Origin of the sequence: Lysinibacillus sphaericus, assembly GCF_015844675.1 — a bacterium.
Lineage (GTDB): Bacteria > Bacillota > Bacilli > Bacillales_A > Planococcaceae > Lysinibacillus > Lysinibacillus sphaericus_E.
In genome coordinates this window covers 280,126-294,927 of sequence record NZ_LDGC01000025.1, presented here as the reverse complement: position 1 = coordinate 294,927, position 14,802 = coordinate 280,126, and the positions used below count along the sequence as shown (strand labels likewise).

The window sequence follows — 14,802 nt, the reverse complement described above, 5'->3', positions numbered from 1 at the left end:
TTCCTCCTCCTTTACACATGTAGTATGTGCAAAAAAGAACATTATATGTACCAACCACCGTTTAATCGAATTACTTGTCCCGTTACATAATCTGCATTTCCAGAAAGGTAGAAGCGCACCATTTTAGCAACATCCGTTGTTTGTCCAGCTATCCCAAGCGGAATGTCCTCTAAAATATAGTCAAGCTCCTCTTCACTTAAATGACTGTTCATCGAGGTATTTATAAAGCCAGGTGCAATGGCATTAACACGAATACGTGACAGTGCCGCTTCTTTCGCATATGACTTTACAAAAGCATGTTGGGCGCCCTTCACAGCTGCGTAAAGAGCTTCACCAGCCGATCCAGCCTCTCCCCAAATCGAACCGATAAAAAGTACATAGCTGACATCATGAGCACGAAGCTTTGATGACAGCAATGCCGTCAGGCGCATTGGGTTTTGCACATGGACACGCCATAATGCATCCATGTCCTCCACAGTAGTATCTTCAAGTAGAGAATAATGCGCCTGACCATTTGCAAAGACAATTGCTTGCACATTAAAAATTTGTGCTGCTAGTAATTGTGCCCCGGATGCTTTCGAAAAATCTCCCTGCACAAGCATAAATTCCTGTGCAGGGAAATTTTCTGAAAGAGAGTGGTATAAAGCCTGCGCTGCTTTTTCATTGTTTGAAAAGTGTATGTAGATGGACCAGCCGCCTTCTGCCAGACTCTGACAAATAGCACGGCCAATCTCACCCGATGCACCTAACACGAGGGCAAACTTTTTCACTGTTCGCCCTTCTCTGTAGGTAAAATTTTAAAGACAGTTTGTTGAGATTCACCTTGAATTGAAGAAAATGCTTTTTTCAAATCTTCAACTGTTAGTTCTTCTAGTACAGGTACAACATCGAACAAATTCATCTCATTAAACGAATAACGTGTAAATTGGTTGGCGATGAATTCAATAGAGTTCAGCGCACGTAGGAAGAAACCAATTTTCTTACGTTTCACTCGTTCTAAATCGGCACTTTCAAATTGTGCATCTCCATCATACTTTGCCAATTCATCTTTAATAGCTTTCTCTAATCCAGCCGGGTCTGCAGAATCCGAGCCAATCATAGCAAAACCAAAGCCGTTTTCTAACGTGAAATCAAATGCATACGTCTCATCAATTAAATCATTTTCATAGATGTGCTCATAAAATTCAGATGTACGTCCGAAAATAAGTTCAAGTGCAATTTGAACAGATAGCTCATGTTTTAACATATCACGACCAGAAAGATTTGTTTCTTTTGCTTTTAAGCCGATATAAACCTTTGGCTTTTGTACATCCATATGCAACTCACGCTCTTTGATAGCAACCTCAGTCGGTTCTTTATCAAAGTAGCGTTGTATTGGTGTTGGTTCAGTGAATTCTTTTTTCCCTTGATTGTCACGAATAAACGTCATCATTTCATTAGGGTCTACGGCACCAATAACAAACAATAACATATTGGATGGATGATAGAACGTATTGTAGCACGTATATAAGTGATCCGCAGTAATGCCATCAATCGTCTCGATTGTTCCAGCGATATCAATTTTTACTGGGTGATTATGATACATATTTTCGATCGTACCAAAATACAAGCGCCAATCTGGCTGATCATCGTACATCGTAATTTCCTGACCAATAATACCCTTCTCCTTATTCACTGTCGCTTCCGTAAAGTAAGGCTCTTGCACAAAATTTAATAATGTTTCTGTACTTTTATAAATATTGTCCGTCGAAGAAAATAAATACGCCGTACGTGTAAATGATGTAAAGGCATTTGCTGAAGCGCCGAATTCACTAAACTTTTGGAATACATCTCCATCTTCTTTTTCAAACATTTTATGCTCTAAAAAGTGAGCAATGCCATCTGGGACTGTAATGCTTTCTGTCTCACCAAGTGGCACAAATGTACGATCAACAGAACCGTACTTAGTTGTGAACGTCACATATGTTTTGGAATAGCCTTTTTTCGGTAAAATATAGACATCTAAGCCATTCTCTAATTTTTCATAATACAATGTTTCATCTAATTGTTTGAATTCAATTGTCTTCATTGTGCGGCTTGCTCCTTCCCACATAAGAAATAGACCGCTTCTAGCTGAATTTGCTTCGCCATTTCAACGATATCTTCTCTCGTTACAGCTTTCCATTTATTTGCCCAAGCTTCAACAGAGAACTCCTCGGGTAAATCTTTATATTGGTCAAAAATTTCTATTTGTCCTCGGGCAGAATCCAAAGACTCTTTTAGCTGATTCGTCAGCATTGCCTTTGTTTGCTCTAATTCTAAATCAGTAATGTCGCCTGCTTGCATAACAGCAATTTGTTCTTTAATTAGTGATAGTGCTTTTTCTTCATTCTTTGGTTCAATCCCAGATACAACAAAGACTAAGCCATAATGTGATGCATAGGAGCTAGACGCATAGTAAGCTAAACTTTCCTTTTCACGAACATTCATAAATAATTTGGCATGAGGATAGCCACCGAATACGCCGTTAAAGATTTGCATTTTAGCAAAATCAGGATCACCAAATCGTACTGGTGTACTAAAGCCTATATGCAGCTTTCCTTGCTTCATATCTTGTTGTTCACGTACATAATCATTTTGTGGATGCTGTTGCGGAAGCACAGCAGGAACTTCTTCAGGTGTACGATCATTAAACGGTAGTGCTTTTTTCAGCTGTTCCACTATTTCGTCTTCATTAATATCACCCGCGACATAAATATCTATTTTATCGTTAGCAAGCATCGATTGATATGCTTCAAACAATGACGCAGGGGTAATTTTTTGAATGTCCTCAACAGTTCCGTTAGCCGAAATAGAGGCCGGTTCATTTGGACGTAAAATCTGTTGAATACGTTGCTGCGCAAATCGAGATTTATCGTCAAAAATTGACTCGATACGTTGAATGACTGTTTTCTTTTCACGCTCTACAATCGATTCTTTAAATACACCGTTTTCTAAATTCGGTTCAAAGATTGCTGTATGCAATAAACTTAGTACCTCGTTTAAAACACTTGTATTTGCCAAATAATGATCGTTAACGGATTCTACATTCATCAGAACTGTATGCTCATTACCACGTTTAGATGTATCAAAATATAGCACTGTGCCATACAAGTCATCCAAGAAACCTCGGAATGCAGCTGTTGTCTTATATTTAGCATTGCTGTGTTGCAACACATTTGTTAACACTGTGCGTTCAGACGCATTTGTAGCTGTTAATGCTCTTCTCCATTTAATTGAAAAATTTACGGTTTTAAATTGGGTCGTTTGTCGGATATGCAAATTGACACCTTTTGCAAAAGGGATTGTTTTAAACATATATAGAACCCTCCTTATCTTTCTTAATATAACAAAGTACTACACATACTATACATGTCTATTGTCTATAATTGCAAAAACAATCCAAAGTATGTATATGAAAAGTAAAAATTATCAGGTGTGTTGATTAACCATTTTTATCCACTCTATTTTGAAGGCTCTAATTTCCGCTAAGGGCTACTCGCTTTCCCGCGGGAGTCGAGTAGCCCTACGCTACAATCAGTTGAAAATGGGCACATATTAGCAAAACATTCAACAAAAAAATCCTTTTATCGTTTAATAATAAACCTACTTTTTCCTAATCAACACGCCTGAAAAATTATGTTTAGTTGATTGATGAACCAAGTAAAGATCAACCTAACCATTATTTTCCCAAACACTTGAGCTATGTACAAGGAAAAAGACTGAGCATTTTCGCCCAGTCTTTCGTGTTGTTTTTAGCGTTTCCCCTTAATATAAGGTTGACCACTAGCTTTTGGTGCATTTGCTTTACCGATAAATCCTGCTAATGCAAGGATTGTTAATACATACGGTAAAATTTGCAAGTATACAGCAGGAATGTCTTGAACGTAAGGAATTGTGCTTCCTGCAACACTTAACGTTTGTGCTACTCCAAAGAATAAAGCTGCACCTAATGCACCGATTGGATGCCATTTCCCAAAAATCATTGCAGCAATGGCCATAAAGCCTTGTCCAGCAATTGTTGCATGTGAGAAATCGCTTGTAATTGATTGCGCATACACTGCACCACCAAGACCACCTAGTGCCCCAGAGATGACAACAGCAATATAGCGCATTCTATTAACATTTACGCCCATCGTATCTGCAGCCATTGGATGCTCACCGACAGCGCGTAAACGTAAACCGAATGGCGTTTTATAAATGATAAACCATGCCCCGATAGCTACTGCAAAAGCTAAAATGGACGTACTATAGACATCACGGAATAATAATGGACCAAAGAACGGAATGTCCTTTAAATAAGGGATAGCGAAACGAGTTATTGGTTGGGAAATCATATCAGTTTGCCCTTTACCATAAATCATTTTTACTAAGAATACAGTTACCGCTAAACCTAATAAATTAATAGCAACCCCTGATACCGTTTGATCGGCACGGAAGGAAATCGAAGCAACTGCATGGAATAGAGAGAAGATTCCCCCAGCAATGACAGCTGCCAGCATAGCTACCCAAATTGTTGCTGCACCAAATGTTGAAGCAAATTCTAAATTGACATAAATACCAACAAATGCACCAACAACCATTAAACCTTCTAGTCCAATATTGACAACACCAGATCGTTCAGAGAATACACCACCGATTGCCGTAAAAATTAAAGGTGTTGCGAAGAAAATTGCAGAAGGGATGATGAAATATAACATTTCTAAAAAGCTCATGTTATTGTCCCTCCTTTTTCTTGCTCAACTTTTGCAATGCTACTCGAATAATATAGCCCGATGCTACGAAGAAAATAATTAACGCAATAATAATAGATACGATTTCCTCAGGAATACCCGCAGCATTTGGCATATTTAATGATCCGTATTTAAGTGAGCCGAATAATGAAGCTCCGAATACAACCCCAAGTGGCGTATTCGCACCAAGTAAGGCAACGGCGATACCATCAAAACCTATACCAGTAAAGCCTGGTTTAATAGAAGCGTTTTGGAAAGTACCTAATGCCTCCATAGCACCACCAAGACCCGCGAACATACCTGAAATCGTCATAGCTAAAATAATATTTTTGTTGACGCTCATACCAGCATAGTCTGCAGCATTCTTATTAAAGCCTACCGCCTTAAGCTCATATCCACGTGTTGTTTTTTCTAAAATGAACCACATAACCATGACCATTAACAGTGCAACAATGATGCCATAGTGAAGACTTGAATTGTCTGTAAGCTCTCTTAAAAACGGAGAACGTAAAGAAGCTGATTCATGAACGCGTTCTGTTTTAAAGCCACCGTCAGACAATTTTTTAATCACTGCATTCGCAATATAAAGCGCAGTGTAGTTTAACATAATTGTCGCAATAACTTCGTGAACTTTAAATTTCGCTTTTAAGAAACCTGCAATAAAGGCCCAAAATGCACCTGCAGCTGCTGCCGCAAGTAATGCTAATGGTAAGTGAATGATTTTAGGTAGATCAAACGCATAGCCTACCCAAGCGGCTGCTAGCCAACCTAAAATTAACTGACCTTCTACACCAATGTTAAATAAACCTGTGCGGAAGGCAAATGCTACCGCTAGACCCGCCAATAAATATGGTGTTATTTGACGGATTGTGTTCCCAATAGAATATGAATCTCCAAAAATACCTGTCCAAAGTGCGATATAACCTTGTACTGGGTCATAGCCGCTAACTAACATCACGATAGCCCCAACAATTAAACCGATAATGATAGAGATGATGGGAACGAGAATATTAATGACACGATTTGACATTAGTCATTCCCCTCCTTCGCACCATTCTTTTTATTTCCACTTTTTTGTCCTGCCATTAATAGACCTAGCTCTTGTTCTGTCGTTTCTGTTGGATTTAACTCATCAACAATTTGACCGTCATAAATAACAGCAATACGGTCCGAAACATTCATGACTTCATCTAATTCAAATGAAATTAACAGTACCGCTTTTCCTTTATCACGTTGCTCAATCAGGCGAGAGTGAATAAACTCAATTGCCCCTACGTCAAGACCACGTGTTGGTAGTGCAGCAATCAATAAGTCTGGATTACGATCAATTTCACGACCGATAATCGCTTTTTGTTGGTTACCACCCGAAAGTGCACGTGCTGGTGTCATTTCACCATTACCAGTACGCACATCATATTCTTCAATGATTTGACGTGCTTTTTCAGACACTTTCTTATAGTCCATAACAAAGCCCTTAGCGATTGGTGACTGATAATATGTTTGTAGTGCGATATTATGACCTATTGGGAAATCTAAAACTAAACCATGCTTATGGCGATCTTGCGGAATATGTCCAACGCCTTCCTCAGTAATTTTCCGAGGCTTCATATTTGTAATATCTTTGCCGTTTAATTTAACAGTACCACTCTTTATTTTACGTAGACCCGTAATGGCTTCGATTAACTCAGATTGTCCGTTACCATCGATACCTGCAATACCAACAATTTCACCTTTACGTACATTTAAGTTTAAGCCTTTTACTTTATCAATATTACGGTAGTCTGTAACAACCAAATTATCGATTGCAAGTACTTCATCAGTTGGGGTTGCTTCTGTTTTTTCGGTTTTAAATTCGACTTGGCGACCAACCATCATTTCAGCTAATTGGTTAGGATTTGTTTCAGCAGTGATAACTGTTCCAATCCCTTCACCTTTGCGAATAATTGTCACACGGTCAGAGACTTCCATAATTTCTTTTAGTTTATGGGTAATTAGAATAATAGATTTGCCCTCTGCAATTAAGCGGCGCATTATTTGAATAAGCTCTGTAATCTCCTGTGGTGTTAAAGATGCAGTTGGTTCATCAAAGATTAAAATTTCTGCACCGCGGTATAGTGTTTTTAAAATTTCAACACGCTGTTGCATCCCCACAGTAATATCTTCGATTTTGGCATTTGGATCAACATCTAAGCCATATTTTTCAGAAAGTGCTTGTACTTTCTTCGCTGCATCTTTAATGTTAACAATACCCATTTTTGTTGGTTCAGAACCTAAAATAATGTTCTCTGTTACTGTGAAATTTTCCACTAACATAAAATGTTGATGAACCATACCAATCCCTAAATCATTGGCCACATTCGGGTTTGTAATTTTAACAGCCTTCCCACGAACTCGAATTTCGCCACCCTCTGGTTGATACAAACCAAAAAGGACGTTCATTAAAGTCGATTTACCTGCACCATTTTCGCCTAGCAGTGCATGGATTTCGCCTTTTTTCAGCTGGAGGGTGATGTTATTATTCGCCACGAAATTACCGAACTCTTTTCGGATTCCTAGCATTTCAATCACGTATTCCAATTTTGTCACTCCCTTAATAGGCACTTTTATCAATTTCGCCTTGACGTAATTGTGGCTGTCGCCACTGATAACATTTTGTAACTGTCGCTACGTTATCGCACAGAAAACATTTGTTGCTGTCGCTTCGTTGCACTGCGCTTTCGCACAACAACGACTTCAGCCAGAGATTATCTCTTCGTTCATTGGGCATTATGCACCCTATTCAAAATTAATGCCTATCTTGTCCCACTAATAGAGGTAGATATTCTTCTAAATGAAGATAAATTAATACAGGAAAGGTCATCGTTAGAAACCTTTCTTCTATTAACTTGTTACCATCATTACTATTCTTGCGATAAGCTCATATAAAATTCTACCTCTACGGTAATGATCAGTATAGTTAAATAGAATGTTGCGAATAGTCAAAATATAACGATAGATTGAAAAATCATCATAAGGGCCTTCATAAAAAGTCCCTTATGATGATCAAAAGGTGAATTATTTTTTCACTTTTTCTGGAACTTTAATTTCACCTTTAGCAATTTTTTCTTTATATTCTTCAATAACCTTTAGTACATCTTCTGGGATTGCTCCACGAGAATCCGCAAGCTTCACGCCGTCTTCAGCTAAGCCATAAGTAAGCGTTTTGCCACCTGGGAATTCACCTTTTTTCGCTTTATTAGAAATATCTACAACTGCTGTGTTAACACCTTTTAACATAGAAGTTAAAGTAACATTTGTTTTACCGTCTACTTTACCTTCTTCATATTGGTCAGCGTCTACTCCGATTACCCAAATGTTTGCATTAGGGTCTTTTTTCTTACGTTCTTTTGCCTCAGAGAATACACCGTTACCAGTTGCACCAGCAGCGTGGAAGATTACATCTACACCTGAAGAGTACATGCTGTTTGCAGTAACTTTACCAAGGTCAGCTTTATCGAATGCAGCAGTATATTTTGATGTGATTTCGATATCTGGATTTACAGCTTTTGCACCTTCAAAAAATCCAGCTTCGAAGCGGTTGATAACTGGAATATCTACGCCACCTACGAAACCGATTTTACCTGATTTAGACATTTTCGCAGCAGCTACACCAGCTAAGAAAGCACCTTCTTGCTCTTTGAACAATACTGATACTACATTGTCCGCTTTTACTTCAGCGTCAATGATTGCGAAATGATTATCTGGATTTTCTTCAGCGATTGCAGTAATAGAATCTTCCATCATGAAACCAATACCATAGATTAAGTTAAAGTCACGACGTAATAACGCGTTTAAATTTGAATCATAGTCTGCATCTGATTTTGATTGTAAGTAGTCGAAGCCGCCATCACCTTTTTTTAGGTTATGTTCTTTACCGAAAGCTTGAACACCTTCCCAAGCTGATTGGTTGAATGATTTATCATCAACACCACCTACGTCAGTTACCATTGCTACTGAGAACGCATCTTCTTTGTTACTTTCGTCCGTTGAAGCGTTTTCATTTTCATTTTTAGTTTTTTCTTCTTCTTTCGTACCACATGCACCTAAGATTGCACTTGCAGCTAAAACTGATGATAATACTAAGCCAAATTTACGTTTTTTCATTTGATTAACCCCCCAAAGGTATTGTAATTAGCAGGAAAAAATTAGAAATGTTCTACACCCGTTTACGAACTACATGGAAGCTGAATTTATCAGCTCGGAAATAATTTTTTGAATACAGCACTACTTGATCATGATCATCGTAATGTAACTGCTTTAATACTAAAAGAGCTGTTTCACGTCCGCAATTTAAAATCGGTGAAGCTTGCTCATGATACCCAATTGGATCAATATATGTAACAGCATAGGCAACATGAATTTTACCGGATTGTTCAAGTGCAGAGAAAAGTGAAACTTCTTTTTTTTCTACAAAGTCAGTTGGCAGGAAGCTTGCTGGTAATCTATCTATGCAGTAAACTACCGGCTCACCATCCGCTGTTCTGACACGTTCAATTGTGAGTATTTTATCCTCGCCATCACACTGGAAGCGTTTTAAATCTTCTTCAGCTGGTATGCTCTCCGTCGCCTTTAAAAAGCGGGAACCGGGTTCCATACCCGCTGCCTCGATCATGGAAGAAATGCTCGATAAATGCTCGATGCCTGATGTAAACAACGGCTTAGGGTTTACAAATGTGCCCACCCCATGTCGACGCACAATCACATTTTCCTCTTCCAACAGTCGTAGCGCTTCTCTAAGAGTTGCTCGACTGACTCCTAGTGATTTCGATAATTCAAACTCTGAAGGCAGTTTTTCATTTTCTTTAAAAACGCCTTTTTCAATGTCAGACTTTAAACGATCAATTACTTGAAGATAGAGATGACGATGATCTGCTTTAATAGTCACATATATCACCACCAAAATCGAGAGATCAGACATCTGATGTACAACATTCCTACTAATCGTTCATAAATATAACATTTTTATAGACTGAAAGCAATTACACTTAATGTAATTGCTTTCGAATTTTCAAATGAATTTAGGCCTGCTCGATGTATACAATATTGTTCAATTTTTTAACGTTATTTTGGCACTAATTATCGTATTGATGAATGAGCACTTGTCGAGGTTTACTCCCCTCTGAAGGCCCGACAATACCGCGTTGTTCCATTTGATCGACAATGCGAGCAGCTCTCGAATAACCGATACGGAAGCGGCGTTGCAACATCGAAACAGAGGCCGTCTGCATACTAACAACTAACTGTACAGCCTCATCAAATAATTCATCTGTTTCCTCTAAAATTGTCTCTTCATCTGTCGGAATCATTTCGTCCTGATATTGTGCCTTTTGCTGTTCTATAACAAAGTTAACAACTGACTCAACTTCTTGATCTGATAAAAAAGCACCTTGCACACGTTTTGGTTTAGATGCACCCGCTGGTAAAAACAGCATATCTCCTCGACCGAGTAAACGCTCAGCTCCACCCATATCTAAAATCGTTCTAGAATCAATTGCAGACGACACTGCAAAGGCAATGCGCGAAGGAATATTTGCTTTAATAACACCTGTCAACACATCTACACTTGGTCGTTGAGTTGCAATTATTAAATGAATCCCTGCTGCACGTGCCATTTGTGCTAAACGTGTAATAGAATCCTCTACATCACTTGAGGCAACCATCATTAAGTCCGCTAGCTCGTCTACAATCACTACAATATATGGTAATTTAGGGTGTTTTTCATCTGTTTGCTCATTAACTTTTTGTACATGACTATTGTAACCTTCGATATTACGGGTACCTGTATGAGAAAATAGATCGTAGCGGCGTTCCATTTCTGCCACAACTTTCTTCAGCGCCTGAGATGCTTTACGTGCATCCGTAACAACTGGTGCCAGTAGATGTGGAATACCGTTATAAACATTTAACTCCACCATTTTCGGGTCAATCATCATCAGCTTAACCTCATGTGGTTTTGTACGCATTAGGATTGATACGACAATACCATTTATACACACACTTTTCCCACTACCCGTCGAACCCGCAACAAGTAAATGTGGCATTTTATTGAGTTCAGCAAGTACTGCTTGTCCAGTAATATCACGACCAAATGCGACTTGCAATAATGCTTCTGGCTTTGCGCCGTCCTTAGACTCTAACACTTCCCGTAGTGTAACAATAGCTACCTCACTATTTGGTACTTCAATGCCAATCGCTGACTTCCCAGGAATAGGTGCTTCCATACGGATATCCTTCGCAGCAAGTGCTAAGGCAAGGTCATCCTGTAAGTTTACAATTTTACTTACTTTCACACCTACATCTGGTAATATTTCGTACTTTGTTACAGCCGGACCTAAATGTACCTGTGTAACTTTTGCCTTTACCCCAAAGCTTTGCAACGTTTGTTCTAGCTTTTTCGCATTTGCCTGTATGACAGAATATTCGCCACTTTGATCATGTTGTGGCGGTAATTGTAATAAATTATAAGACGGAAGTTGGTAGTCTGCATTTTCCACAGCATCTGCGCCTTCAATATGAACATCATCAACAATCTCACCATGTTCAATGTCTTCATTTTCGGCCATTGCAAATGACTCTCGTTCATGAGACACATTTTGAGTAAAAGCAGAGATGATTGGTTCATGAGAAATCTCTTCTTCCTCTTGTACTTCAGGCTCCTGATCAACGGCCGCAACTTCATCCTTGCTTTCTACTTTTGAACGGCGATTAGTAGGTTTTTTCGGCATACTCTTTTTCTTATCACGATGTTTCTTCTGCCATTTGCCAAAAAGGTCGGGCATTTTTTTCGCTAAATATGGAACAAGTGCCTTTCCTGTTACTAATATTAATCCGATAAAGAAAATAACCCATGCAACGACTTTCGCACCTGCCGCCTCAAATAAAACATGTAGAGCACTAAATAACAGTGCACCCACCATTCCACCGCCAAGTGCATTACTTCGATTGATGATACCCTCAGAATTAATTAAAATTCGCCAAGATTCTCGCAAAACAGAGTCTGATAATAAACCACCAGATTTTGATAATTGTTCAAACAAAATGCCATGACTAAAAATTGTTAAACTCATAACAATTAGGAGCATACCTAATATGACACGATCATAAATGCTTATTTTTTTCCGCCCAATCATCAGTAACACCGCAACAAAAATAAGCATAAACGGCACAGCAAAATGTAAATTCCCAAAAAGGAACATCGTAATTGTTTGTAAAACACGGCCAATCATGCCATATTCAAAAATCATAATAACCGCAAATGCAATTAAGATAAGACCTAAGATTTCATACATAAGCGGATGCATTTCTTTTTTCTCTGTCGTCGCTTTTCCTTTCGTGACTTTTCTTTTTTTACTAGTCGCCATCTATTTCACCTTCTTTTGCAATCCATTCTTTAATATGTAGCAAATAATAACATGTAGAACTTGATTATTCCAAAAAAACTCATCACCATAGGAAGTGGGGTAGATTTCCGTTCCAGCTGGGCGCTTTGTTGGGGGCGTCCGATGAGCCCTTAATCCCAATGAGTCGCCCATCCGTAACGCAGAACAACTTATTATACATGGCATATTTTACAATAAATGCGATATCTAACTTTCCGTATTGAGGCAAAAAAGGATTTTCCACCGTTTACATTCGGTTAGAAAATCCTTTTTCAATCAACGATGATCTTTCACTTATCAATTGTGCCTTGGCATAATTGCGTCTGGAATCGGCTTTATGCTTAGGCCCAACGTGAGGGCCGACACGACGTCGGTCATTTCGGTAATGCCACAGGACGTGGCGTTTTTACCGATGTAGGTCAGTTAGCCGTTATCGCATGGATGCGATGATTTTAGGCTAACATCCTATTTCAGAACACCTTTCCGATTCCATGGCATCCGCCGAAGGCTTTGGGCCACCACGAAGTTGGTCACTCAGTCGTTGCCACAGGACGTGGCGTTCTTAGACTGAGTTCCTCTATTTGAGCGGGCGTTTGGACACCCGCTGAAAAATAGCTTACATTCGCATTCATCTCACCACCTATAGAGGGGGAGACTTCTGTACCTGCCGCTACGCTTTCGGTACAAAAATGATTTGCTGAAAGAAGTTAATATTCCATAATGATTGGAATAATCATTGGGCGGCGCTTCGTTTTTTGGAATAAATACGTATTCAGTGTATCTCGAATTTCTTGTTTAATGTTTGTCCATTCAAATGTATCTTTACCAACGTATTTTTCAATAACATTTTTGGCAATTTCAGAAGCTTCTACCATTAATTCTTCTGATTCGCGTACATATACGAAACCACGCGATAAAATTTCTGGACCAGATGCAATTTTCTTTTGAGCACGGTTTAATGTAACGACAACAATGAAAATACCATCCTGCGATAATAACTTACGATCGCGAAGTACTATGTTACCTACATCACCTACACCGATACCGTCTATTAAAACATTACCAGCTTGTACACGGCCACTCATTCGCATTTTACCATTTTTATATTCTACAATATCCCCTTTATCGGCGATAAAAATTTGTGATTTTTGCATACCTAGCTGTTGAGCAAGCTTAGAGTGAGCAATAAGCATGCGGTACTCACCTTGCACAGGGATAAAGTACTTTGGTTGCATTAAGTTTAGCATTAACTTTAAATCTTCTTGGCTACCGTGACCCGATACATGTACATTTTTGCTAGATGTGAGAATTTCAGCACCTGCTTTTGCGATCGAGTTCATCGTATTAGCCATCTGTACTTCCATACCAGGAGACGGTGTAAATGTAATTAATACTGTATCGTTCTTTTTAATTTTAATGTCTCGGTGGTGTTTGCGAACAATTTTCTCTAATGCATCAAGTGGCTCCCCTTTATTACCTGTAGCGATAATAATAATCTCATCATCTTGATACTTTTGCATTTCCGAGATAGGGATAATTGTATCTTCTTCTACTGTTAAGTAACCTAGATGTGCACCTAAATCCACAGCTTTTTCTAAAGGTTTTCCTACAATTACTACTTTACGGAACGACTTTTGAGCTTGTGTCAATACTTGCTGTAAACGAATAAAATTCGATGCATAAACAGCAACTAAAATACGACCTGGTGCTGAATGGAATGTTTTTGATAATTGCTCTTCAATCACAATCTCAGATGTCGTATAACCTGGTCGCTCAGCTTCACTCGACTCAGATAACAGCATAAATACGCCTTCTTCTCCTAGCTGAGCCATTTTTGCTAAATCAGGCTTAAATTTACCTGTCGCGGATTGATCGAATTTAAACTCACCTGTATGAACAATTGCTCCTTCAGATGTATGGAACACTACCCCTAACGAATCGGGAATACTATGTGTTGTATGGAAGAATGTCACATACGTTGAGTTAAAATTCATACGACTACGGTTCGTAACCTCAAAGAATTTCACCTGATGTGGTGCAGGCAATTCCTTTAAATGTTCCTTTGCAAGTGCAATTGTTAATTTTGATCCGTACACTGGCGCTTTCACTTTTTGTAATACATAAGCAATTGAGCCAATTGCATCTTCATGACCATGTGTTAAGAAAATTCCTTTCACACGCTCTTTATTTTCTTCTAAATACGTAATATCTGGAATTACGATATCAATGCCCAGCATTTCGTCTTCAGGGAACATCAATCCGCTATCCACTACAAATAGCTCTTCGTCGATTTCTACTACGTACATTGCTTTCCCAATTTCGCCAACGCCACCAAGTGGGATGATGCGAATTAATTCATTTTTCTTTTTTGTCAATTTATTTCCTCCTAAAAAATATCCCGAACAGCAACCACTTAAGATTCATTATAAGGTTTGCAAAGCTTTTGCACAAATTAAAAATACATCTTTCATGATAGAAACTGAAATTTATTACTAATTTTATTACTAATAGATGGAAAGTTGAATGGAGATGTGACATCTTGAAGGGTACCAACATAACGTGGGGTTGATTTCCGTTCCAACTAGGCGCTTTGTTGCTGGCGCTTCGCTTTCGCACAGTTAAAACATTTGCTG

At 38.7% G+C, this 14,802-nt stretch carries 10 protein-coding genes; all 10 read right to left on the bottom strand.

Features of this window, described 5'->3' with window-relative positions:
• Positions 1–41 precede the first annotated feature (41 nt).
• The 10 genes from ymfI to ABE34_RS09435 all read right to left on the bottom strand — a co-directional run bounded on the left by ymfI (position 42) and on the right by ABE34_RS09435 (position 14,544).
• Positions 42–770 carry an elongation factor P 5-aminopentanone reductase gene (gene ymfI / locus ABE34_RS09480; protein ID WP_197141987.1) on the bottom strand — a complete coding sequence of 243 codons (729 nt, stop codon included), beginning with the start codon at positions 768–770 and terminating at the stop codon, positions 42–44.
• Positions 767–2,068, bottom strand: coding sequence for an EF-P 5-aminopentanol modification-associated protein YfmH (gene yfmH, locus ABE34_RS09475; RefSeq protein ID WP_197141985.1), 1,302 nt, complete (start codon positions 2,066–2,068; stop codon positions 767–769). The genes ymfI and yfmH overlap by 4 nt, the downstream gene beginning before the upstream one ends.
• Positions 2,065–3,336, bottom strand: a complete 1,272-nt coding sequence (gene yfmF, locus ABE34_RS09470; RefSeq protein ID WP_197141983.1) for an EF-P 5-aminopentanol modification-associated protein YfmF — start codon at positions 3,334–3,336, stop codon at positions 2,065–2,067. The genes yfmH and yfmF overlap by 4 nt, the downstream gene beginning before the upstream one ends.
• Before the next feature lie 437 nt (positions 3,337–3,773).
• Positions 3,774–4,733, bottom strand: coding sequence for an ABC transporter permease (locus ABE34_RS09465; RefSeq protein WP_197141981.1), 960 nt, complete (start codon positions 4,731–4,733; stop codon positions 3,774–3,776).
• Position 4,734: 1 nt separating this feature from the next.
• On the bottom strand, positions 4,735–5,781 hold the full coding sequence (locus ABE34_RS09460) for an ABC transporter permease (RefSeq protein ID WP_197141979.1): 1,047 nt from the start codon (positions 5,779–5,781) through the stop codon (positions 4,735–4,737).
• Positions 5,781–7,328, bottom strand: coding sequence for an ABC transporter ATP-binding protein (locus ABE34_RS09455; RefSeq protein WP_197141977.1), 1,548 nt, complete (start codon positions 7,326–7,328; stop codon positions 5,781–5,783). The genes ABE34_RS09460 and ABE34_RS09455 overlap by 1 nt, the downstream gene beginning before the upstream one ends.
• A gap of 477 nt (positions 7,329–7,805) precedes the next feature.
• Entirely contained in the window at positions 7,806–8,894 is a 1,089-nt protein-coding gene (locus tag ABE34_RS09450; RefSeq protein WP_197141976.1) for a BMP family lipoprotein, read from the bottom strand.
• A 52-nt stretch (positions 8,895–8,946) separates the two neighbouring features.
• Positions 8,947–9,675 (bottom strand): GntR family transcriptional regulator, encoded by a 729-nt coding sequence (locus ABE34_RS09445; RefSeq protein WP_079560516.1) that lies wholly within the window; start codon positions 9,673–9,675, stop codon positions 8,947–8,949.
• 187 nt (positions 9,676–9,862) lie between these two features.
• Positions 9,863–12,151, bottom strand: a complete 2,289-nt coding sequence (locus tag ABE34_RS09440) for an FtsK/SpoIIIE family DNA translocase (RefSeq protein WP_197141974.1) — start codon at positions 12,149–12,151, stop codon at positions 9,863–9,865.
• 725 nt (positions 12,152–12,876) lie between these two features.
• Complete coding sequence (locus ABE34_RS09435; RefSeq protein WP_197141973.1) at positions 12,877–14,544, bottom strand: ribonuclease J; 1,668 nt, start codon at positions 14,542–14,544, stop codon at positions 12,877–12,879.
• Between the last annotated feature and the right edge of the window lie 258 nt (positions 14,545–14,802).